The sequence below is a fragment of the Alkalinema sp. FACHB-956 genome (assembly GCF_014697025.1).
GTDB lineage: Bacteria > Cyanobacteriota > Cyanobacteriia > Leptolyngbyales > Leptolyngbyaceae > Alkalinema.
Genome location: NZ_JACJRC010000001.1, coordinates 169,669 through 194,135, shown reverse-complemented (window position 1 = coordinate 194,135; position 24,467 = coordinate 169,669). Strand labels below are relative to the sequence as shown.

Sequence of the window (24,467 nt, the reverse complement as noted above, 5' to 3'; positions counted from 1 at the left end):
TTTGCGATTGTTTGCAAGGTTGTGATGTTTGGTAACGTGGCATCTGGCAACAGGGTATTTGGCAGCGGCAAGGTTACAAGATTGCATTCCTTGGTTAACGGGCAAACTCATCGCTTTTGTCGCTGCATTTGTAATTGGTTGGCGATGCGTTCCATTAGAACTGATCAAGCCATTCTTTTGAGGGATTTCAACAATTGTGTAGGGGAAGCTTGTGATCAATGGTTCTTCTGCTCAACTTCGTAGCGAGTGGAATTAGTGCAATGCATTAGTATCTGGAGGGGCGATCGCTAATAGTAACGGCTGGAGCGTAGTTGTTCTTTTGGTGCCATAGACTGCGGGCACCTATAGCAATCCGACGTGAATCGTGAGAAAGCTATCCAAAAGCTGCAAAGCTTTGAGCCGGAGTATGCTCATAAATCAGATCGGATTGCTATAGATGTTACAGTTATTTTCCAATTTATAAAATTTTCTGAGCAGAGGCATGGGTTTGGGACGGGGCGTTATACTGAAACTAGTCTGCCTATGATCCTAATCTGAGGTGTTAGCAGGAATCTCTGAAATGTACTTCTTCAGGGCAATCCATAAGGTGAAAAGCTAAGATAAAAGGATTAAGCCCAGGAAGACAAAATACTGAAGATCAATGCCAGAAGCAGCAAAACAGCAAAGTAACCCCTTTTCAACGGGAGGCGGTGGAGTAAATTTTGAAACACGGGTTCAAGCAGCCTTTACCGTTCTTATGCTGTCGGGTCGGCTGGCACCATGCCTGCCACCATTTCCAATTACAAAAATCAAGCTTCAAGGACGCTATGCAGGCTTTAATACTGATGATTTTATCGTGTTTGCCAAGCAGCCAGATACAGATAGAGAAGCAAGGCTACTAGCTCAAATCAAGCACGATGTGAGCATCACAGCGAAAGATCAAACCTTTGCAGAAGTCATCCAAAGTACCTGGAATGATTTTAAGGATGAAAGTTTCAATCTTAGTACTGATGCTTTGGCTCTTATCACAGGACCTCTAAGTGCAACTGACATACATGATGTGCGACCTATTCTGGAATGGGCAAGACACTCTGCAAATGAAGAAGAATTTTTTGCCAAAATTAATACTTCCAACTTTAGTAGTGCTGCAAAAAGGAAAAAGTTGGAAGCGTTCAAGACGCATTTGAAGACAGCTAATGGTGAAATGGATGTCTCTGACGGGCAGTTCTGGGAATTCTTAAAAGCCTTTCATCTCATTGGTTACGATTTAGATACAGAATCAGGGAGCACATTATCCTTACTTCATTCTCTAATTGCCCAATATTCAAATGAATCCGCACCATCTTTGTGGAAAAATATTGTTGAAGAGGTTCAAGGCTTTAATCAAACCGCAGGAACAATCACTTTAGAGACTTTGTCCGAAGGTATTCGGACTGCATTTAGTACTGTTAGTTTCTCCAGTTGGTCATCAGATATCACTAAGCTCAAGGAACATAGTAATTACATTTTAGGTGGTATAAGGACTACTATTGGTGGACTTCATATCGAGCAGCCGGATATATTCTCTGAACTGCTTGGTTTGACTGAAACCTCTAGCTTCATTTTCGTTTCCGGAGAGCGTGGTTCTGGAAAATCTAGCTTGATACGAGAGTTTTCAGACTATATCAGTAAAAGTGCTCCTATATCTCCTATATTCTGTCTACGCACTGAGGATTTAGAGCAGTCTCATCTTAACAATGTTTTTTCAGCAATGGGCTTAAGAAGTTCACTTTCTGATATAGAAGCAGGCTTCGCTTTAATGCCCAAAAAGTACTTAACTATCGAGTCGCTTGAAAAGCTTCTTGAGTTAGATAAAACAACAGCGTTTACAGATTTGCTTCAATTACTGAGCAAGCATCAAGGTTGGACTGTGATTGCTACTGGTCGTGACTATGCGTATCAACAAATAACATTTAACTATCTTCAGCCTTTTGGAGTTAACTTTAAAACACTTACGTTAAGCGGTTTTAGTAATGATCAAGTTCAGAATCTATGCGGACGACTTGAACCCTTGCAAAAAATTTCTGAAAATCCGAAGTTGAAACCATTGCTAAAATCGCCGTTTTTTGCAGATTTAGCATACAGAGTTCTTCAAACTGGAACGGAATTTACGTCTCAGGATGGTGAAAAGGAGTTCCGCATTGCAGTCTGGCAAAATGTAATTGCTAAAGAACAAGATCGAGCAAATGGAATGCCGCTTAAGCGAAAGCAAGCCTTCATCAATATCGCAGTCAGTCGAGCTAAGCAAATGGTCTATGGAGTTCCTGAAGCTGATTTCGATGGTGATGCTGTATTCAAGCTCGAAGAAGATAACTTAGTTCGTCGCGATTCCACGAATGATCTTGTTAGTCCATCGCATGATGTTCTAGAGGACTGGGCGCTTGACCAATATATTGAGGATGCTTATCGAAAAGATTCAGGTAAAATACAAGATTTCCTTGATGCAATCGGTCATGAACCCGCAATAAACCGTGCATTTCGCTTGTGGCTTCATCAAAAGTTAAGGTGCGGCGAGAATGTTGATGATTTTGTGAGCTTTGTTCTTACTAGTCAAGATATCCAGAGCTATTGGCAGGATGAAACTATTGCTGCGATACTTCAAGGCGATAATCCAGATAAATTCCTCAGTTCCTTAAAGGATCGGCTTTTTTTAGACGATGGAAAACTTCTGAAACGTTTTTGCTTCATTCTGCGAATAGCTTGCCAAACACCAGATCCAACATTTATTTCCAAACTTAAACAAAGTGATGATAGCTCTTTAGTTGATGCCTTACTTCTTAGACCCTATGGTCAAGGATGGAAAGCCATAATTTGTTTTCTATTTGAAAACAGAGATTCTTTATTTGAGGATTTAATACCACACGTAACAGCAGTCTTAAACAATTGGTCTTCTCTATTAAATTTAAATGAAGACCTACCATTACCAGCTCGTGAAGCAGGGTTACTAGCTCTTCACCTTTTAGCTCCTCTTAAGGAGTCCTACAGAGATAATGGTGACAGAAAGAAATTACTCAGCATCATCATAAAAACCATTCCGGCGATACATGAAGATTTCTTAAGTCTTTTAAACACCGATGTTTTTGCGGATCAAGCTGATAGTTTGGCAGATCAGGAAGAAGTTATACCTAGTGATGTCAATAAGAACAAAGAGCTAGAAGAACGTTTACAAGCTATGGGAACTAATCAAGAAGAGCTTTTGCAACCTATTCTTGATGATGATTCTGATGACGATTTCAGGCGATCTCACCGACTAAATTATGTTGAAGAGTTTTGCAAAATGGCTTTTCAGGGAGTTGAAGCCGCTTTCTTTTGCAAGTACGACCCAGACACACTAATCAAACTAGCACTTTTTGAATGGTTAGTTACAGAGTCTAGTAATAGTAATGGGTCTCGCCACATAAATGGAAGAAATGTTGCTGGTTGCTTTGGACTTCATGCGCATAATGATAGCTTTTCACCAGCTAGCGGAGCAAAGGGACCATTCAAAAGCTTACTAGATTTCCATTCTAGAAAAGGACTCGACTTTATTCTTCATTTTCTGAATATAACGGCGGACAAGTATGCGCATTCAACTTTAGATACTCCAGAGCAGTCCCATTATTTAAGGATTAGAAATTCTGAGCCTCTTATTGAGCAAGTTAATATACACCTAAATGATGGTTCGCTAATAAGCCAATATTGCTCTAGCCGTTTGTGGACTGCATATCGTAATTGCTCTTTAGGTTCTTACGTTCCTACCTTGTTAATGTGTGCCCTAATGGCTCTTGAAAATTGGCTAATTGCATACGTGGAGCACTTTGAGGCAAATCAAATAGAGTTACTGTTTGAGTATATTCTAAGAAGTAGTAATTCTGTAATGTCCACAGCAGTTTTAGCTTCTGTAGCAACAGGTTTTTCTCTAAAAGTTGGGAAAGCTGCGCTACCACTTCTACGAACTGCTGAGTTGTATCATATGGATCGAGAGCGAACAATTCATGAATGTGGCGGCAATGAAATTGATTGGCATCGTTCTAGTTTTGATCCACTCTCTGAACTTTATTCAGCAGAGCGGCGTACTGCCGCTCTGCGTCCATGGCGAAAAGAGCATTTAGAAATGCTTGTTGTACGCCTTCAGTTTTCAGAATGGAGAGATGAGGCGCTTGCTGCAATTGATCTGTTGCGTGCATCTGAACCTCAAGATGAAACAATGCGATTCCTCTTGCATAGGATTGACAGTCGTGGCTGGAAGCCTGTTGAAGACCAAGAGAATAACAGAATTATTTTCGAGCCTGAAGGCTTAGAACCTGATTTAAAGGATATTCAGCAGCAAACTCAAGAAATGATGCAGGTTCAAAACCGATTCTCTACCCTTTGTGTATGGTCAAGGAAAACGTTTAAAAACGAGCCGCTAGAGACTGAATACTACGCAACGTGGCATGAAGCTCTTGCTGAGACAAAAGAGCTTTTTGAAGAACTTAAGGCTGGTGCAGTAAGTAATCTAGCAGCAATGTACTTTGGTGGTATTGTTACGGCGGCAGCAGTTTTTGTACGAGACTATTCAAGTGAACTGAATAAAGAAGATGTTTTGTGGTGTGCTCAATTAATCATCCAAGCAGTTATGGCGAATGCAGATTCAGACAATTCAACTGCAATTGTTGATGCAACTGATCATGATGGTGCAGCGGCAGCGGCATCTATCCTTCCAATTTTATTGGATTTTGTTTCTGAGAAACAGGAGGAATTTATTGTTAAAAAATTAATTGCTATTGCGCTAACACACGTTAATGAAAATGTTCGGCATAAAGCAGCAGCGGGTATCAGAAATCATCTTTGGAAAAGAGATTCTGAGTTTGCACAGAAATGTATTATTGGGGCACTTGAGTATGCCCGTTTTGAGCAAGACCAAGATAACCAATTTGTAAAGAGACGAATATATAGCCTAGAGGGTGCTGATAAAGAGGCTGAGATTACCAAGCTACAAGAAAGGAAAGATGAATTTCGTGAACGCTTTGCAAACGGTGAGATTTCTGGTGAACTTGAAAAAATAACTCTACAAGCCTATAGCCATTGGTATCTTTTAAGCCCATGTTTGATGATACCAGATGGGTCAAGGGAATCTAGCCATATCAAACTATTGTCTAACATCCTGAATCTCTCTTTTGAATCCGAGCAGCAAGAACATACTTATAGTTCTGAAAGAGATAAGAACTTGGAGATCCATTATAAAATTCGACTCGCTTTCATAGAACGTTTCGCAAAGCATATATTCTGTCTACAAGATTTGAATTTTCAACCCTACCTTGAATACCTAATAACAGGTTGCGATATAGCACCCGAATTCATTGATTATTTAGCTTTGCAAGTAGCTGTTATTGCCGAAAGGGCAAATAAGAAGGAAGTTTACTGGCAACTATGGAAAGAGTTGTCGCAGAAATTGCAAAAGTTGGCTATCAGTCTTGCTGCCAGTGAATCAAGATCTAGGCATCAGGATAGTATGCGAAAGTTAATTCGTAATATGTTATGTGCTCATACGCGTTGGCAAAAAGTTGATTATGAGAATCAGGACATTGTACTCGGGAAAGATTTGCTACTTGAATTCGTCACAAATGCTGGAAATAATCCAGATGTGTTTGAAGCATTAGCCTCACTTATGTATCACTTTCGCTCAATCTTCTTTGAACTAGGAATACACATTCTCTCTAAACATCAGAGAGAACAAGGCGGAACTCGTCTATTTTCGGGGAGAAATACTGCGTTCTATTTGGAAAGAGCCATTCAACATTTTCTACAGGTCGATCAAGTGGGACTTTTATCAAGAAATTTGCATGAGTCATGTTTGGTTCTGCTCAATGCAATAGTCGAAACCGCTTCCTCAAGAGCATATTATCTTCGACAACATCTTATTCGATCTCGTAAAATATTGTGAGTCTAAATTTTAGTTTTGTAAGTAAGAGTTATTGCTGTAGAAGTTTTTTCTATGTGTGAAGCAGGTCGTGGTGGGGGTGGGGAGCGCAAGATGACATAGTCCCGCACCGGAACGCCACGAGGTGCCTCGCTGAGTCACAAAAGTTGTCTGCTTCCGGTGAGCTTGGTCGCTAGTTGACTTTACGATCGCCCCTTACACAATCCCTTCTAACCCACCTTCGATTTATTAGCTTTTCTTTTCGGTTTCCCCGCTTTCTTCACCACCGTTTGCGATACCACTTCAACCACCTCCACCTGCTGCCCATCCCGAATATTCGCCGCCTGAGTCAACAGCGACTCCGCAAAATCGAATAAAAACCAACTTAGCCCAGATCCCAAGCCTGTATCGACTATTCCAACGCTTTCCCAATGCTTAACCACAGTGCGTTTGGATTGGCACTACGTTAACGACTGAGAAGCATTAGTGTCCCGCAGGACTACTGACACCGCAACCAATTCTCCATGTTGGGGCTGAGGTGCTTGAGTTGGAAGGTTTCATAGATGCGATCGAACAATTTGGGAGAATCAGTCATCCATGACGCTAATCAGGGATAAAGTTGACTGGGCAGCACTACCTCTGCTCTTAAGATTTCCCAAAAATTAGCTATTGGAAACCGTGAACTACCGGATAATGTACCCAAACCGGAATTATCCGCCTCAATCCGGATAATGTCGTTATCCCGGATTGAGGCGGAGTAAGTTGGATAACAGTCCCATCCAGGTAGTTATCTGCTCAGATCCATATAAATCTAGTTATGCTGCTCAGTCCTTAGTGAGGGCAGAGTACGGGCTGTAATTATCAGTGTTTGAAATCAAGCTAGATTAGGTTTTCTTGTAGTGCTTTAGTTAAGGTTAACTATAAATTCGTTAAATCTTGCGCCAGCAAGAAGTAATGTAGCTGGATATTAACTTTGTCAACTTGCATTAAGACTTAGTAAGATATGCTTCAAGATGCTATTCAGGTTTTAGATAAGATTCAGGAAGCTTTGGCAAAAATTCAGAGCGCAGACAAAGATCGAGCATCCATTATTCGAAAAGCTGTAACTGAAACAAGAATTTATATTGGTAAAATTGTGCGCTTGGGAATGAACAATCGAGATTATGAGCATGAAGCCAATCTTTCTCGACTTTGGTCTGACGCTGCTCAGGCTTATAGAAAAGTTAATTATTCAATAACACAAGATTGTGACAAAATGTCAAGTTTCTGGGCTGATCCTAATGCTCTGGAATCTTCAAGCATATCTCGAATTATAGACTTTGCAAATACTTTGCTTGAAGAAGTGCACGGACTTTTTCCGGACTTATAACGATCCACGTTCCTGAAATCAGAATTCTTGATATACAGCCCTTTGCTCGACTGATCGATACAGCAGCCCACAGCAGAACGGGATTCAGGCGTTGTATCTGTTCCTTGTCGTTACGCAATCCGCTGTAAAATGTGAAAAATTGTTTTTGCAAACAGCATAACAATTCGCGTGCACCAGACCGATGAGCTATGATAGTGAGCAGCAAAGTCAGCCTACGGCTGGTGACGCGAACCGTTAGTTGATTTTACGATCGCCCCTTCCACTCTCCCTTCTAACCCACCTTTGATTTATTAGCTTTTCTTTTCGGTTTCCCCGCTTTCTTCACCACCGTTTGCGATACCACTTCAACCACCTCCACCTGCTGCCCATCCCGAATATTCGCCGCCTGAGTCAACAGCGACTCCGCAAAATCGATCGCCGCCTTAGCTGAACCATTCGCAGCCTGCACCACATCCCCACTCGCAATCTGCGCCAACTCCAACCGCCGTTCCCCCTCATCCAACGGCTGAATCCTCACCACCGTTCGCAAATTCTCCACCTTACTGTTATCCTTAGCCTGCTGCCCAGCATTCTCCGGATCAATCACCTGCTTACTCACCCGAAAATGCTGATCCGCCATCGCCGCCACGATCGGTTGGTGCGTCACACACAACACCTGATGATGCAAACTGAGATGGTGTAACTTCTGCGCGATCGCCCCCGCCACCCGGCCCGACACCCCCGCATCAATCTCATCAAACACCAACGTCCCCACCGCATCCACCTGGGAAAAACAAGCCTGCAACGCCAACAAAAATCGACTCATTTCCCCACCGGACGCAATTTCCGTCAACGGCTGCAACGGCTCCCCCGGATTCGGACTAATCAGATAGGTAATGCGATCGGCCCCCGCAGGCGTCGCCGCGATCGGCGCAATCCCCACCTGGAACTTCACCTTCTCCATCGCCAACGGCTTCAACTCCGCCACCAACTGCGTTTCCAGCGTTTCTGCCGCCGCCTGCCGCAACTGGGTTAACTTACCACAAGCCTCCACCAGTGCCGCCTTCCGTTCCTGGGCGATCGCCTCCAAATCCGCCAGCGATTGCCCACCCCCCGTCAAAACGTCCATCTCCGCTTGCAGATTCTCCTGAAGCGCGATCGCATCCGCCAGCGTCGGCCCATACTTCCGACAGATCGCCTTCAACTCTACAATGCGCTCCTGCACCTCCTGAAGCCTGTGCGGATCCGCCTCAATATTTTCACCGTAGAGATTAATTTCCCGTCCCGCCTGCTCCACCTGCGCCAAGGCATTGGCCACCAAATCCAAAATCGGCTGCAACTGGCTGTCATACTCCACCATATCCAGCAGCCGTTGCTCCGCCTGCCCCAGCAGATCCGCACAGGCCAACGCTTCCCCCCCAGTTTCATTCTGGTAGAGCATTTGATAGATCAGATAACTCTGCTGTTGCAGCTCCACACTGTGGCTGAGGCGATTGCGCTCATTTTCTAACTCCTCCAACTCATTCGGGTCGCTGAGGTTGGCAATATTTAACTCCTTCAACTGGTACTCAAACAGATCCAACTGCTGCAAGCGCTGAGCCTCCATCTGCTGCCGTTGCTCCAGCGTCCGCGCCGCTTGCTGATAAGCCGCAAACTTCTCACTCACCCGCTCCCGCAGCTTCAGCAGCTTCTCCCCCCCAAAGCTATCCAGCCAGTCCCGCTGCACCCCCGCCTGCCCAATTTGCACCGTTTGCCCCTGGGCCGTAATCTCCACCAACAGTTCCCGCAGGCTTTCCATCTGTTGGCGATTCACCGTCACGCCATTCACCCGCGACTTGCTGCGAGCACTGCCACTGGCAAAAATTTCCCGCGTGCAAACTAAAGTTGCCCCAGGGTTCGCTTCAATCCCTTCCTGGCCCAACCAAGCCTGCAACTCTGGCCGCAATTGGAACTGCCCTTCAATCAGCGCCCGTTCCTCCCCCGTGCGCACCGCCCGCCCCGAGGTCTTGCCCCCCAGCACCGCATCGATCGCGTCCAAAATGATCGACTTCCCCGCCCCGGTTTCTCCCGTCAGCACATTCAGCCCCGCCCCAAAGGTCAGGTCAAGTTGATCAATCAGCGCAAAATTTTCGATCTTGAGGGACAGCAACATGGGCAAGCTAAAGGAAAGAATACAGGCGGGGATTAATTAATGGTAGGGATAAATTGAGAAGATTGGGCAGCAACAGCCCGCGATCGGGGGAATCTGAGCCAAGCGACAATCCACTGTATATCCATTAGCCAGATTAATACACTTGAACTGACACAACTGTGCCAGAATATCGCAAAAAACAAGGATTGAACCAGAATCGCCATCGTCGATCGCTCAAGTTTCGATCCCCCCTAGCCCCCCTTAAAAAAGGGGGAACCGGAAAAAAAAGGGGGAACCGGAAAAAACACATTCAAAGTCCCCCTTTTTAAGGGGGATTTAGGGGGATCGAATCCCAGCCACCAGCGAGAATCTCCATCCCACGATCGACTCAAGGTTTGACCAATAACCTGGTAACAACCTCTTTCAACACCTTGTACCAAAAAACGCTCAAAAACAACCTCTCAAAAACCGCTGAGTCGCCTTTAATTTTAAAGCGCAAGCTTCCTTCTCGATGGGTGAATTCCTGCAATGCTGACTGTTCCTGACGCCATTAACGCCGCTTTTACCGCCTTCCAGTCGGGCAATTGGGATCGCGCTGAATGGATGGCGCGCCAAGTCATCCAAATCGCCCCCGATCACCCCGCCATGCTGAATTTGCTGGGTTCCGTCTACTATCAGCGGGGTGAATTGCGGGAAGCGATCGTCCATTACCTCGCCGCCACAGAGGTACAACCCAACTACGCCGAAGCCTTTCGCAACTTGGGGGTAGCCTTGCAGGCGATCGGGCAACTCCCCAGCGCCTTGGAAGCCCTGCAACAGGCCGTGGAACTGGCCCCGGAAGATGCCACCGCCCACTACAACCTCGGCAACCTGTTGGTACTGCTGGAGCAACCAGAGGCCGCCTTAGACGCTTACCACACCGCGATCGCCCTCCAGCCGGACTTCCCCCAAGCCTTGACCAACCTGGGCACCCTGCTGCAATCCCTCGGCCAACTGGAAGCCGCGATCGCCACCTTCCGCCAGAGCCTCGCCCTCACCCCCAACGCCGTCACCGCCCAAATCAACCTCGCCAATGCCCTGCAAGAAAAGGGCAACCCAGAATCCGCCCTGGGCTATTACCGCCGCGCCGCAGAACTGCAACCCTTCGACCCCAACCTGCAATTCAACCTCGGCAACCTGCACCAATCGATCGGCGACTTTGCCGCTGCCAAGGTGCACTACCTCCTCGCCCTCAAACTAGACTCCCGCCACGCCCCCACCCACCAGAATTTGGCCCTGATTCTGCAAGCCGAAGGTCAGCCGAATTTAGCGATCGCCCACCTGCAACAGACCCTCGCCTACCAACCAGATAACGCCGCCGCCTACAGCAACCTGGGGCAACTCTGGCAAGACCAGGGAGAACTGCCCAGCGCCATTACCTGTTTCCGCACCGCGATCGACCTCCAGCCCGACTTTGCCCAAGCCCACTTCCAGCTCAGCCAAGCCCTGTTAGCGATCGGTCACCTAACGGAAGGCTTTGCGGAATACGAATGGCGTTGGCAAGCCCCCAGCTACCTGCAACAGCAAATTCCCCGCCACCGCAAAATTCCTCGCTGGGACGGTGGCGCGATCGCGGGTAAAAAAATTCTGGTCTGGGCCGAGCAGGACTTAGGCCAAACCCTGATTTGCAGTCGCTATTTACCCCAACTGGTCAAGCAAGGAGCCCAGGTCATTGTGGAATGCGATCGGGCGATCGTTCCCCTACTCGCCAACCTTCCCGGCCTGACCCAAGTAATTGCCAAAGGCGATCCTGTGCCCGACTGCGCCCTCCAAATTCCCCTAGGAAGTCTGCCCCATGCTTTCTCCCCCTCTCCTACCCTGCTACCCCCTTTCCCCCTCCTGCCCTCCCGTCCAACGCCCCCCAATCTCCTCAAACCCATCGGTCTAATCTGGTCAAACCGTACCGCAGACAGCCCCAATGCTCCCGGCGCGTTCCCCCTAGCGCAACTCTTAGCGGCCCTCCCACCCTCCCAGCCCTGGGTCAGCCTGCAATCCCACCTCACCGCCGAGGAGCAGGCCCAACTGGAACAGGCTGGAATTCCACCGCAAACTTGCACCGATCGCGCCGAGTTAATCCAGGCGATCGCGGCATTGGACGGGCTGCTCACCATCGATTGCGAAGCGGCTCATCTTGCAGCGGCCCTCGGTAAACCCGTGTGGTTAGTGCTGCCAACGACGGGACATTGGGTCTGGGGCAATACAAAATTAACGACCCCCTGGTACCCGACCGTGCAAATCCTGCGTTTGGATCCCCAGGATGGGGCATCCTGGCTAGACTCCATTGCGGCAACCTTACAGGAATCCCCTCCCAAAGAGTAGGCGAAACCCGACTGCCATCCTGAGACGAACGTGATTTACTAAACGTAAGGGCTGATTCAGTCTTGTTACAATGCTTAACAAAGCGAGTAAACGCGATCGTCTCCTATGAATTATCGACCTGCCGATGCCATGCCCCAGCCAGGATCCACAACCATCACGGTGGATACCCAGGCCACGACTGTTCCTGAGTCCCTACCGATCGGAGGGACAGCCTTTGGGGGCAAGGATAGCCAGGTTGCCGATCGCTCTCCTGAGAATTTTGGAACCGATCACAACTTTGGAACCGATCACAATGGCCTGCCCCTGCGCTATCAACCGGAGGCGATCGCCAACTACTACCGATCGCGCTATTGGCAGGTGTGGAGCCGGACGATCGGAATCTTTCTGCCGTTGTTAACCTATGCTGTGGGCATCTGGTCGGACAGCCAGCAGGGCAAAAAAATTACCGAGCAACGCAATCGCGCCATTCAACTGCGGGAACTGCTGACCAAACTGGGGCCAGCCTTCATCAAAATTGGCCAAGCCGTCTCCACCCGCCCCGACTTGGTGCCCCCCGTCTTTCTAGAAGAGCTATCCAAACTTCAGGATCAGATTCCCCCCTTCCCCAACGAAATTGCCTTCCAGTTTATTCGGGAGGAACTGGGCAAAGATCCGATCGATCTGTTTGACGAAATTTCCCCGGCCCCCGTTGCCGCTGCCTCCCTCGGTCAGGTCTACAAAGCCACGTTGAAAACCGGCGAAAAAGTCGCCGTCAAAGTGCAGCGACCGGGTCTAGCCCGCAGTATTGCCCTGGATGTCTACATTCTGCGGGGGCTGTCTGCCTGGGCCATGCGCACCTTCAGTCGAGTTCGCAGCGACTTAGTCGGCATCATGGATGAGTTTGCAGGACGCATCTTTGAGGAGATGGACTACACCCAGGAAGGTCGCAACGCTGAGCGCTTCAACGACCTCTATGGCTATCTGCCGGATATTTACGTTCCCAAGATTTACTGGGATTACACCGAGCGCCGTGTCCTGACGATGGAATGGATCGAAGGGACGAAGTTGACCAACTTAAAAGAAGTGGCGGAACAGGGTATTGATGCCACCTATTTGGTCAATATTGGCGTGCAATGTTCCCTGCGGCAATTGCTAGAACACGGCTTTTTCCACGCGGATCCCCACCCCGGCAACCTACTGGCCACCCCCGATGGCAAGCTGGCCTACCTGGACTTCGGCATGATGAGCCAGATGCAGCCTTACCAACGCTATGGGCTGATTGAGGCGATCGTCCATTTGGTCAACCGTGACTTTGAAGGACTCGCCAACGATTACGTTAAGCTAGAATTCCTGTCGCCCGATACGGATCTAACCCCCATCATTCCCGCCTTTGCTGTTGTCTTCCAAGATGCCTTAGGTGCCAGCGTTTCGGATATCAATATTGCAGCGATTACCGATAAACTCTCGGCGCTGATGTATGAATATCCCTTCCGCGTACCCGCTTACTTTGCGTTGATTATTCGATCGCTGGTGACGCTGGAAGGAATTGCGATCAACGTCGATCCAGAATTTAAGGTTCTCAGCGAAGCCTATCCCTACATTGCCAAGCGACTGCTGACCGATCCGGCTCCTGAGTTACGCACATCTCTGAAAGACTTACTCTTCAAAGATGATAGCTTCCGTTGGAATCGCTTGGAAAACCTGCTGCGCAATGCCAAAGGCAGTATGGAATATGACATCAGTGGATCGTTGGATCAAGCCCTCGATTTTCTCTTTTCAGAACGGGGAGAATTTATTCGTCAACGCTTGGTGAGTGAGATTATCAACAGTATGGATGCCTTGGGACAGACAGCTTGGCAACGGCTGACTGCCACGGTGGGAGCGCGGTTTGGCTTTGCGGTCGAGTCGCCGCAAATGTCGAGTGAAAATGAAGCGACCCTGGGGCATATCAAGCGGATCTGGGCGATTCTTCAGCAAACCCAAGGCTTTGACCCCAATCGGATTTTGAATCTTGTACCGCGCTTGGTGATGAGATCGGAAGCGCAACAGATGGGCCAGCAGATTGCAACGGGGCTAGCCCAACGGGCCTTGGCTCGCTTTATTCGAGAGGTGTTGCTGACGGAACCGCCTGCGGAGTTGGAACGGGCATTTTCCACCCCGGCCCCAACCCCTTCCCCGTCATCCTCTTCACTGTCTACCCGGCGTTAATGGATGGTGTCTGCGATCGCAACTTACATTTCCCCCGACGTGTTTAAAATTTGTCTGGTCGTGTTTCTGTCCTTTCTGATTGGCTTAGAACGGGAAGAACAAAAGACCGAGCCAGGTCGCTACGTGTTTGGGGGAGTGCGAACTTACCCGCTGATTGGGTTATTGGGCTATGGCTTGGCGTTTCTGGCCAATCAGGATCGGTTACCTGTAGCAGTGGGGTTGTTTGTGGTGGGCGGCTTCATGATGCTGTCCTACTGGAACAAAATTCGTCGATCGAACCAGGAGGCGGGATTAACCACGGAAATGACCGCCTTGGGCACCTATCTGGTAGGGCCGTTGGTTTACTATGAGCATTACTGGGTGGCCTGCACCTTTGTGATTACCAGTTTGATTCTGCTGGAACTTAAGGCGGTGCTGGAAGGGTTGGTACATCGCTTTTCGCCGGATGATATTTTGACGTTGGGCAAGTTTTTGTTTTTAACGATCGTCGTTTTACCGATTTTACCCAATCAATCCTTTAGTCCCTTTGACATTAATCCCTTTAAAACTTGGCTGGTGGTTGTGGCGGTCAGCACGGTGTCCTATGCCAGTTTTTTGCTGCAACGGGTCAGTCAAGGGCGAGGTGGGCTGGCGATTCTGGCATTGTTGGGAGGAGCCTATTCTTCCACCGTCACGACGGTGGCCTTGGCGAAAAAGTCGGTGCAGGATCCCCACCCCCAGCGCTATCCCGGCGCAATTTTGATGGCCTCGGGGGTGATGTACCTTCGATTTGCGTTGTTGTTGTATTTGTTTAACCAACCGTTGGCCCGATCGTTGTTAGTTCCGTTACTGGCTTTGGCCGCGATCGGGATTGGGGTTGGCTGGTTTTGGCTCATTCGTCAGGATTCTACTGCCGCAACAGCGACCTCTGCCAGCAGTCAAGAAACCAATCAAAATCCTTTAGAGCTGAAGTCCGCACTATTATTTGCGGTGTTATTTGTGGTCATTGCAGTGGTGACCCACTACACATCAACGTATTTGGGCGATCGGGGCCTGTATGGATTAGCGGCAATTTTGGGCGTCACGGATGTTGACCCGTTTATTTTAGGGTTAACGCAATCGGCAGGAAAAACCACGGCTCTCTCAGTAGCCAGTGCCGCGATTTTAATTGCAGCTTCGAGTAATAATATTGCCAAAAGTGTTTATGCATTAAGTTTTGCCGATCGGTCCACAGGCCGCCAGAGCTTCCGCCTCTTGATCGGACTAGCGATTCTCGGTTTATTGCCATTACTGACTTTCCTGTAATGTATGCTAAGAGCAGGGTTGCTCCTTCACCGATCCTGCCACGCACCGACCCATCTATTCACTTGGGATTTTATTTGTACGCTGTTCCCTAAACCGACCTAAACCGCTTACCCAAACCTGGAGTTGAAATTCGTGTGTTCTCTGCCGCCGAGCTACCAACATCCCGGCTATGCATTCTTGCATCGCTATGGTTCTCTCCAAACAGAGGCAGATGTATTTCACTATGTTGAGTTTTTGCGTGAGTCAGCCAATTTATCTAACCGTTTGCCAACGGACTTAGACGCGATTTATCAACACTTTGGGATGCCCATTCCCCTCAAGGTTCCCCTCGATGAACAGCAGGGCATTCTCTTAGATAGTTATCAAGGGGTAATTCTGATCAAAGAAGATGACCCGATCGTGCGTCAACGCTTCACCGAAGGCCACGAACTCATGGAACTGCTCTTTGATGCCCAAGCTGACGTAGCTCAGAAACTCCAAATCCCCACCTGGGAGGAAGCCCGTAAGGAAAAGCTCTGTGATGCGGGAGCCGCAGAACTGTTAATGCCCCGATCGCAATTTACGTCCCATCTCAATCATTTAGGGGTTTCCTTAGACTCTGCCCGATCGCTGTCTGCCCTGTATCAAACTTCATTACTCGCCACCTTAATTCGCCTCGTGGAACTGGCCTCCGGACAACATGCCCTCGTCGTCTGGCATCGATCGCTCAAACCCTCAGAACGCAAGCCTGCAAAATCTCGCCGAACCACGGCGGAGCAGCCAGCCCCCACCTATGCACCTAAATTAAGAATTTGGTGGCGTGTCACCAGTCCCGATTGGCAAGCGGGATTTTTGCCCCGAGATAAATCGATCGATGACACCTCTCTCATTGCCCAAGCGCTAACCACCGGACAAACGCAAAAAGGCCAGGAAAGCCTGCCGTTGGGGTGGGGCACGATCGATTGTCGCGTGGAAGCGATGCCGGTTCAAATTGGCGAAAAATCCTGTGTGATTTCCCTGCTTCACCTGTAAAGCAAGCTTGCCCCGTTATCTCCCGTTATCTCCTGTTGTCTAATGAGAAACCCCTATGAAGCCGATCGCCTCGCCCAGAATTTTGCCTAGAACTTTACCCACCGCTTTGTCTAGAATTTTGTCTAGAATTTTGCCAAGCATTTTACTCAAGCAAGGTTGGCAAGCAACCCAACAGTTTTCTCGCCGAATCATCACTGGCTCAATCATCACTGGCTCAATCATCACTGGCTCAATCATCACTGTGTTGGCCATTACAGCCTGTACAAAACCCTCCATTCCAGTGGATGGAACCTGGGAATATCGTGAATTTATCCAGCAAGTAGAAACAAAACAGGTGGAAAAAGTCAGTGTGAGCAGCGATCGAACCCAAGCGATCGCGACCCGGAAAGATGGGCAACGGTTTCTCATTCATCTGTCTAAAGAGGATCCCAATTTGATTACAACCCTCACTCAACATGGTGTTGATATTTCCGTTCTACCCAGTCAATAGGGTCTTAATAACGAGTTGGGCTTAAACTACTGCCGAACTCGGCGAAAATAAAACTCATTCCGCAGGTTTTCCAGGGATTTCCGCAACTGGGGCAAATCTTTATCAAGCTGATTCGCCTCAGCAATCTGAATCGCTTGTTTATAGACCCGATCGGTCAGTGCCCAGTCTTTTTTCTGATAGTAGTATTCTGCGATCGTCTGCAAGGCCTGCACAACCTGCGCCGGTTCCAGTGTCCGTCCTGCCAAGCGCACCCGATCGAGCAGGGCTTCTATCGCCGCATTATTGGCTCCTAAGCGATCGTAGGCGCGCGCCAAGCCTTCCAATGCCTGGAATGCAACAGCATGTTGCTTGGATTGCCTTGCCAACACCAAGGCACTAATGTAGTTACCTGCCGCCTTTTGAGACTCACCTACTGCTAGATAGGCATCTCCTAATCCCTTGTAGGAACGGCTTTCCCCAGCAAAATCTAGGGCCATCCGTTGGTAAGGCAACCCTTTCTGTAACCGCTCGATCGCCACTGCAAACTGTCCCGCTGCCTGAGCGGCCAACCCCCAGTTACTGAGAGATGTGCCCAAACCCGGCGTATCCTTCAAAACCGTGGCAATCCGCACCCCCTCCGCAAAGCTTTTTTCCGCTTCTGTCGGATCCCGCTTCATCAAGAGTAGTCCCACATCGTTATAGCCGAGGATTTGGTTGTGGTAGTCATTGAGCGTTCGCGCAAACCCCAAGGCTCGACGGGCTGCATCCTCTGCCTCCACCGTTCGGCCCAGCTCCAAATACGCCTTCGCTAGTCGCCGATACACGAGCCCCTGCGCTTCTTGATCCACAACTTGACGATACAGTTCTAGCGCCTTTTGCCAACTTTCGATCGCCGTTGTCACCTGGCCCTGCTGCTGTTGCTGATCCCCTGTAGCCAACCAACGATCGCCCGCCTTACGAGCACGATTTAACGTCCCACTATTCAGCGGAATAGCCAGTTGACGGTTTAAGTCTCCTGCCATTGACCGATCCACCGCAATGAACAGGCCCACCAGTGGCAACAATCCAAGCCCAAGGGACAGGATGCTGGCAGAAAATGTATTAGAAAACCGCTTCATACATGGGACTCCAAGCAATAACAGGAACTCAAGTTTTCGATCGATCACTCAAGGTTTCAACCTTCCAGAAGGTCAATCTTCCGGAAAATGTGGGAAACGATGAAGTTGAGTGGAGAAGTTGAGTGGATGCTGAGTCAACGAAGTATTCGATCGTTGCTCCGGGCGATGCAGGATCTACGACATCCCCTGAAATCACCGTTGGTTGCTAGAAATTCCAGGAAATGACGAATATTCTTGATTTAGTTATATCCGTTACAACTTCATTCGTACATAAATTTATTCGTATATAAACCTTCAACCATCCCATTTATCCCGCATTTAAAGAAAAATACAGTCTGGGTGTATGGAGGCTAGGTGTATGGGGGCTAGGTGTATGAGAGCTAGATTTATGGGGGCTATGAACGACTGGTCTATACGCTATTCGCTCTTAATAGCGTTCCCCGATCGAGCCAATCAGCAACGCACGTCTACACACATGTCTACACGCACGTCTACGCAACACACAGCTATGCCCAAGCAACACATGGCTCACAGCCCAAGCAACCAGCGTCTCCTGTGTCCACGGGTCAAGCTGGCTTCTTTACAAGCTGGCTTTTTCCAGGCCCGCTTAAGCAGGCTGGTTATTGCCGAGATAAATCACCCGAATATCCTCCGGCAAACGAGCTTCTAGGAGCCGATAGCCCTCCTGCAATCGTTGTTTAACTTCTAAGGGGGGAATGATGTCCCCCTCCGCTTGCAGATAGGCCGAAATCCGAGTTTCGCTCCAATTGAAGGTCTGCGCCATGACAATCATCAAGCGCAAATCCGGTGACATTGCATCCAATGCCCGATCGAGGTAGCACCAGAAGGGAGGCGATGCGGCCTGCATGTCGTAGTGGATTTCCTCAACGGGGGGTGGGGTCAATTCATTGATACAGGCTGCCGTGACGTTCAGCAACCAACTTTGAAAGGTGACACCGGGCTGGGTAAAGACTTGGAGATCTAAACCCGACAGTTCATTAAATACATGTCGCCAAATCAATGCAAACAAATAATCAGTCTGAACCGGAGAGGGCGCAGAATGCTGCACCACCCGATAGACGATCGGGCTGTAACGGCAAAACAATGCCGTGAAATACTGTCCTGCATCAGGATATCGCTGAAAAAGTTCTAAGAGTTCCTGATCGCTGTTTTTAAACAAGGACTTGATAATGGGATGGTTGGCCTCAGGAAAGGTAGGAATCGACACGGTGTGTGCTTAACAGAGTCAAGACGATCAAGTTTACAGCGAGTTGTCAAGCTTTCCAGCAGAAACACGCCCTTATCATAAACGGCTGCTTCAAAAAGCACACAGATTTTTTCAGAGATTTCTGTCTTTTTGCTACCTGATCTAGGACGGATGGGTCGGTTAATCGCGTTGGAGTTGGGCTAACCACCCCTCCCCCCTCCCCACGGCTCCTTCAGAAGCTTGGTAGAATAAAATCTACTTTGACCAGCTTTCCGTGTAACGCCCGTGTATCGCTCGTGTGATCCTGTAACGCCCGTGTAATCCTGTAACGCCCGTGTAATATTGTTGCCCAGTTCATTCTTGTTCAATCTCTAGTATTCAGGCGAGTCAATCCATGGTTCTTAGCTCGATCGCAGTGTCTTCCCCCCTCTTCGCGAGTATTTGGTCAGCAATGGGAGATGGAATTTTTTCCACCCAGGGGATTATGATTATGCTCCTGGCGGCCTATGCTGGGGCCATGTGGCTATTTCTGACCAGTGCGCCGAAGGTCTATACCGTGATGGTTTCCGACCTGGATGTGGCTCGCCAGTTCTATGAAGGAATGCTGAATTTGCGCACCGCTGAGATTCCCCTGCACTACTACTACAACTACGAACAATCCCTCGGCACCGCTGGGATTAATCCCCTGTATCTGGCGGGTACCCCAGGTAGTGTGACCGCACGGGGAGCGGGGAACGATGGCCTGTGGTATCAACTACGCAAGAATGTACAAGTCCATGTGATCTCTGGGGCTAGCATGGGGGAAAACAGCCGACATCGCCATATCTGCTTCGATCGGGACTGTTTAGAACAAATTTTGCTGCGAGTGCAGGCGTTAGGACTGAAGTATAAAATCCGCCAAGAACGCCCCTTAAATTTTTTGGTCAAGGATTTTGATAGCCGAGTGCTGGAGCTATCTGAAGTCAGCAATTAGCGACCCGTCATGGCAAAAGAGTCGTTTTAGGGGATCGATGTCTAAATCGCGGCCAAGTCTACCCACTCTGCCAAGTTTACCAAGTCTGCTAAGTCTGCCAAGTCTTTTCAACAGATGCGGATAAACCTGGTTTTTACGAATCTGGGCGGTTCCAAGACAAACGTTGGAATCGCCTTATTTTTCTAGCCAACGCTATTTTTTGGCAACTATTCCCAGCATCAGCTTTCCCGTTGAAGACCGCTGGGATCCTCTCGCCAAACAAACCGCCTAGGATCCCCCCATTCCCCCAAAAAACTGTTAAGCTTTACCACTAGAACGTGAATTTTTTGTGCACAGGTTGCAGAATGAAGACAATTGGGTCTCTATCTTTAGATAGATGAGGCTAGGGGAAATCTTCGATTAGCTATTAGCAGTGAATAAAGATAAAAAAATAGCCCCCTTGCGGAAGGCTAGTGATTTTGGTGATTTGACTCTAGGACACATCCGTAATTATCGCTAGTCTCAGATCGTAAAGAATGTATCCAGCGTTACCTTAGCGCTGTTTTTTCTGTATTTTGATGATAATTCATAGGATGTTCATCAACGGTTACGATCGGCTTCATAATTCGTAATGTGTCCGCTAGGTTCTTCCCTGTTGCCCAGTTTCTGCTCTGTGAATTTCTGCTCTGTTAGTCGGTGAGACTGCAACAGAGTTGCGGGAAATTTAGTTGCGAGAAATCTAGTTGCGAGAAATTTAGGATTGGAGGCTAGGCAGCTGATCGACCACTTGCTGGGTGATGAAAGGCAAAATCGCCTCATTAGCACTGTTTTCTGGCCCTTCGGTAAAGATGACTAGGAGAAAGGGTAACTGGCCAGGAACTTCCACATAGGCAGCATCGTGCCTTGCTTTGCTCATCCATCCCGCTTTTGACCACAGTTGTGCCATGGGGGGCAACCCGCCGCCGATGAACCCCACCACTTGATTTTCAGGATCCGCTGCCAGTGCTCTAGGATCCAACGATCGAGCCAGTAAGCGCATCATTTGCTGCGATCGATCCGCCGACACCGCAACTCCCCCCACAATGCTGTGTAGCAGCCTTGCAGTGGCATCGGTAGTCAGCATGTTCCGGTTGGTCAGGTTGTCGCCGTAGAAAGCCCGCTCCCGGCCATAGGGGCCATCTCCCCAGGTCTTCTGGCAGATGTTAATTGTGGCAAACTCTTCCCATTGCAGGGATTGCAAATAGCGATTGACAATATTGCGTTGCTGTTTCCAGGTTTCAAACGGCGCAGGCGGAAGGTCAGGGCCACTGGTGGTGCCGGTCAAAAGGTCCACAACTAGGCTGGTGGCATCGTTGCTGGAATCAACAATCATGTCACGCAAGGCCCGATCGAGTTCCGCCGATCCCGCCATCATGTTCTGCTGTAACCATTCATGGGCAGCCACGAGGTAAAACAACTTGGCCACACTCGCCGGATAAATACACTCCACGCCCCGGTAACTAAAGCCCCGCACCGATCGCTGCCAAAATTCCGCCGGAGTCAACGCCCCGCCTGTGTTCACAAAGGTAGGGGGATCGTAGACTAGCCAAGTCATTGCAACTTGGTTTCTCGCTAGAGTGGGAAAGGTTTTCCAAGTCCTTTCTAGAATTTGTTCCCCTGCGGTTTGTAGGGCATTGTCTCTAGAGAAAAATGGCATGATGAGTGGATGAATGTCAGATAGTGGATTTTGGCACAGTTTAAGTCCAGTCTTGGATTGTAAAACCTTTTTAATGGGTAAAACCGTCAATGGATAAAACCGTTAATGAGTAGAACGTTAATTGGGATAACCGTTAATAGCGGGCACTCTGCCTGGTACTTTTAGCGTCTTATTTTTTGTCTTGGTTTCCGTCTTGGTTTTTGTGTTCTGTTCTCTATTCCAGCGTCTATGCAGTACCGCACGATCGCCGATCTCAATCTCTACGATTCCCCTAACCTCAAGTCGTTGGCAACCCAGGCGGCTCAAGGGCGTCTGTTGCGGTTGACGGTGCCTGTGATTGGGGTGATGCGACCACCGATGGTACCACTGGCGGTGCAGTTGGTGGAAGATGGTTATCCCGGCTGGCTGGATCCGATCGACTGGGAAAAGTTGGTTCCCGATGATACTCCCTACCAAGCCCCCATCCTGACAGCAGAAGCCATTCGCGATCGCATTCCCCAGGTGATTGCCTTTGCCCAAGCGGCTATGGCAGTGCCCAATCAATACCTCTGGGGGGGGACTGTGGCTCCCAATTATGACTGTTCTGGGTTGATGCAGGCAGCCTTTCGATCGGTGGGTATTCAACTCCCCCGTGATGCCTATCAGCAGGAAGCCTTTGTGCAGCCGATCGGGCTACCGGACGTGATCCCCGGCGATCTCATTTTCTTTGGTACTCCCGAAAAAGCGACCCATGTTGGCCTGTATTTGGGCGATAACCAATACATTCATAGTTCAGGCAAGGATCAGGGCCGCAATGGCATTGGGATTGATGAACTCTCGGCTACGGGCCATCCCGTCAGTTGCAACTACTTTGCCCAATTGCGCGGCGCAGGGCGGGTTGTTGCGAGTTACACTCCACCGGACTGATCCGCCTAATCCTGACTCCTATCTGGGTCGCCAGCAGAATGTTGACTGGCGATTTCTTCCAGCAAGCCGCTTTGGGCCATTAGCTTGGGATAAATCAGCACAAAATAAACCATCCATAGACCGATCGGGATTGCCACCAACACCGTTACCCAAAGCATTCTCAGCAGCCACCAACTGCCGGTGATGAGGGTCAACCCAGTTAGAACGATCGACCAGGGCTGGCACCACCAGGGTTTGTACTGCCAGACGGTGGGCTCGGAACCTTGATGACCCAACCCAGAATTATCCAATCCAGAATTATCCAACCCAGTTCACCCCATCTTCATCGTTCGGGACAGATGGGAGTGCTTTACGATGGTTTGGCGTTTCGGCGGAGGCTCCAGCAGCTTGAATTTTGGCCATGACTGCTGCCGATCGATAGGGTTGTCGGGCAGGTACTTCCAAGGACAACGGCTGAGAAGAGGCCGTGACGGCAGGGTCGATCGCAGTTTTAGGAGGAACGGGGGGTGGAACGGGAGTGGGTGCAGCCGATCCTGGACGATTTTCGGCTGGAGTTGCTTGACTCCGTTGCTTAGCCGCTCTTTGTTCCGGGCCAATAACTTTTCGCATTAAAAAGTCAAGGGTCTGCTGTTTGATCCAGCCGCGAGCGACTAACACTTCTCCAAAGCGCATCTCACCCATCAAGCGTTGATCATTTAAAGCAACATCAACCTGGGCGGGTGTGATCAGTCCGGCTTCCACTAAGTAGCTGCCCAACCGCTGAGCCACTTGGCTTTTTGGAGCGTTATCTGTAGAGTCTTGTTGGCTTTTCCCGATCATCTGCACGTTAAATACTGACGAAAAAGGATGTATATCCTGACTTTTATGTCGCAACAGAAAAATCTGTTAGTCTAAAAAGCCATTTGTTTGTTCAGATTGACTTGCCCACCCCTTCATTCACCCACAGACTGCCAAGCAAAACCAGTACATTTTGCTACACTTTGACGGCTTTAAGCACTGATGGCTATAAGCATCGATAGTTTTAAGGCTTTAAGCACCGATAGCTTTAAGCACGATGGCTGTAATCGTAGATGATTGGAAACACCGATGGTTGCGATCGTCCGCGATATCAATGATGTCAATCGTGAGTCAATTACAGCCATCGATAACTCTGTGAATGATGGGCAAGTGAATAGAGATTAAGACGGAAAGTAACGGAAGTACTTGCTGGGGGTAGAAGCTTCAATAGATGCATTTACCGCAATTTTACGGTTGCCTATTGGATGTATTGTAGCAAACTTTTTTGGGAGCCCTGTGATCTAAATCAGTTCACTGAAAGCTAAGGGGCAGCATTGGGCGCGGAATTCGTCCCAGAGGCTGCTAGGCAATCCTGAGGATCCATTATTTCATAGCGTTCAAAGGGTTGGTGAATCCAGGGGTTATCCGGCAAGTAATCGACGTAGTAGTCTGGGGCGACGATCGAACAGGCTTTGTACCAAATCACGGCTGTCCGAACTTCCTCCACATAAAATCCATAATTGCACTGTAGCCAGGGCAGCGTCTTTTTCAGCGTGATGCCGGAATCCACCAGATCATCGACTAGGAGAATATGACTGCCCAGATTGGGCGTGGTCATGGTGAGATCGCGGGAAAAAACAAGTGTCCCTCGGCTGCGACCCCCTTCCCCCCGGTAGGAGGATGTTGCCAAAATAGCAAGGGGCACATCGTAAATGCGAGCCAGGATATCGCCGACCCGCAGCCCCCCCTTAGCAAGGCAGAGGATTTGATTGAACTCCCAACCGGATTGGTAAATCTGTGCGGCCAGTTGCTCAATTTTTTGATGATATTCATCCCAAGTGACGTAGAGGTCTGCCATTACGCGCCTTCCTTTGCCTTCCTTCACAACTGCTGCATTAATCGCA

Annotated in this window: 17 protein-coding genes; 9 read left to right on the top strand and 8 right to left on the bottom strand. The window is 48.9% G+C overall.

Going from position 1 to position 24,467, the window contains the following annotated elements:
• Window positions 1-640: 640 nt before the first annotated feature.
• Entirely contained in the window at window positions 641-5,923 is a 5,283-nt protein-coding gene (locus H6G21_RS00825; protein ID WP_190569523.1) for an ATP-binding protein, read from the top strand.
• A 206-nt stretch (window positions 5,924-6,129) separates the two neighbouring features.
• Here H6G21_RS00825 and H6G21_RS25930 read toward each other — a convergent pair whose 3' ends face one another.
• A complete protein-coding gene (locus tag H6G21_RS25930; protein ID WP_277875228.1) occupies window positions 6,130-6,252 on the bottom strand; it encodes a hypothetical protein in 123 nt (40 codons plus the stop codon).
• A gap of 650 nt (window positions 6,253-6,902) precedes the next feature.
• Here H6G21_RS25930 and H6G21_RS00820 point away from each other — a divergent pair.
• Window positions 6,903-7,268, top strand: a complete 366-nt coding sequence (locus tag H6G21_RS00820; protein ID WP_190569521.1) for a hypothetical protein — start codon at window positions 6,903-6,905, stop codon at window positions 7,266-7,268.
• Between the two features lie 271 nt (window positions 7,269-7,539).
• Here H6G21_RS00820 and recN read toward each other — a convergent pair whose 3' ends face one another.
• Entirely contained in the window at window positions 7,540-9,399 is a 1,860-nt protein-coding gene (gene recN, locus H6G21_RS00815; RefSeq protein WP_190569519.1) for a DNA repair protein RecN, read from the bottom strand.
• Window positions 9,400-9,906: 507 nt separating this feature from the next.
• Here recN and H6G21_RS00810 point away from each other — a divergent pair.
• From H6G21_RS00810 to H6G21_RS00790, 5 genes are all read left to right on the top strand, one after another.
• On the top strand, window positions 9,907-11,736 hold the full coding sequence (locus tag H6G21_RS00810) for a tetratricopeptide repeat protein (RefSeq protein WP_190569517.1): 1,830 nt from the start codon (window positions 9,907-9,909) through the stop codon (window positions 11,734-11,736).
• A 105-nt stretch (window positions 11,737-11,841) separates the two neighbouring features.
• On the top strand, window positions 11,842-13,923 hold the full coding sequence (locus H6G21_RS00805; protein ID WP_242041567.1) for an AarF/ABC1/UbiB kinase family protein: 2,082 nt from the start codon (window positions 11,842-11,844) through the stop codon (window positions 13,921-13,923).
• Window positions 13,924-13,926: 3 nt separating this feature from the next.
• Window positions 13,927-15,207, top strand: a complete 1,281-nt coding sequence (locus tag H6G21_RS00800; RefSeq protein ID WP_190569515.1) for an MgtC/SapB family protein — start codon at window positions 13,927-13,929, stop codon at window positions 15,205-15,207.
• 132 nt (window positions 15,208-15,339) lie between these two features.
• The gene (locus H6G21_RS00795; RefSeq protein ID WP_190569513.1) at window positions 15,340-16,218 is read left to right on the top strand and encodes an ImmA/IrrE family metallo-endopeptidase; all 879 of its coding nucleotides are present in this window, start codon (window positions 15,340-15,342) and stop codon (window positions 16,216-16,218) included.
• A 55-nt stretch (window positions 16,219-16,273) separates the two neighbouring features.
• Window positions 16,274-16,708, top strand: coding sequence for a hypothetical protein (locus H6G21_RS00790; protein ID WP_190569512.1), 435 nt, complete (start codon window positions 16,274-16,276; stop codon window positions 16,706-16,708).
• Between the two features lie 26 nt (window positions 16,709-16,734).
• Here the strand turns inward: H6G21_RS00790 and H6G21_RS00785 are convergent, their stop codons facing one another.
• Window positions 16,735-17,805, bottom strand: a complete 1,071-nt coding sequence (locus tag H6G21_RS00785) for a tetratricopeptide repeat protein (protein ID WP_190569510.1) — start codon at window positions 17,803-17,805, stop codon at window positions 16,735-16,737.
• Between the two features lie 607 nt (window positions 17,806-18,412).
• The gene (locus tag H6G21_RS00780) at window positions 18,413-19,033 is read right to left on the bottom strand and encodes a sigma-70 family RNA polymerase sigma factor (protein ID WP_190569508.1); all 621 of its coding nucleotides are present in this window, start codon (window positions 19,031-19,033) and stop codon (window positions 18,413-18,415) included.
• Window positions 19,034-19,463: 430 nt separating this feature from the next.
• Here H6G21_RS00780 and H6G21_RS00775 point away from each other — a divergent pair, with 430 nt between their 5' ends.
• Complete coding sequence (locus H6G21_RS00775) at window positions 19,464-19,985, top strand: glyoxalase-like domain protein (protein WP_242041602.1); 522 nt, start codon at window positions 19,464-19,466, stop codon at window positions 19,983-19,985.
• A gap of 733 nt (window positions 19,986-20,718) precedes the next feature.
• Here H6G21_RS00775 and H6G21_RS00770 read toward each other — a convergent pair.
• A complete protein-coding gene (locus tag H6G21_RS00770; RefSeq protein ID WP_190569504.1) occupies window positions 20,719-21,660 on the bottom strand; it encodes a serine hydrolase in 942 nt (313 codons plus the stop codon).
• A 228-nt stretch (window positions 21,661-21,888) separates the two neighbouring features.
• Here H6G21_RS00770 and H6G21_RS00765 point away from each other — a divergent pair, with 228 nt between their 5' ends.
• Window positions 21,889-22,566, top strand: a complete 678-nt coding sequence (locus H6G21_RS00765) for a C40 family peptidase (protein ID WP_190569502.1) — start codon at window positions 21,889-21,891, stop codon at window positions 22,564-22,566.
• Window positions 22,567-22,571: 5 nt separating this feature from the next.
• On the opposite strand, the gene H6G21_RS00760 is transcribed toward H6G21_RS00765, so the two are convergent.
• From H6G21_RS00760 to H6G21_RS00750, 3 genes are all read right to left on the bottom strand, one after another.
• A complete protein-coding gene (locus tag H6G21_RS00760; RefSeq protein WP_190570420.1) occupies window positions 22,572-22,841 on the bottom strand; it encodes a DUF6737 family protein in 270 nt (89 codons plus the stop codon).
• 22 nt (window positions 22,842-22,863) lie between these two features.
• The gene (locus tag H6G21_RS00755; protein ID WP_190569500.1) at window positions 22,864-23,391 is read right to left on the bottom strand and encodes a hypothetical protein; all 528 of its coding nucleotides are present in this window, start codon (window positions 23,389-23,391) and stop codon (window positions 22,864-22,866) included.
• A gap of 493 nt (window positions 23,392-23,884) precedes the next feature.
• Entirely contained in the window at window positions 23,885-24,421 is a 537-nt protein-coding gene (locus tag H6G21_RS00750; protein ID WP_190569498.1) for a phosphoribosyltransferase, read from the bottom strand.
• Window positions 24,422-24,467: the final 46 nt, after the last annotated feature.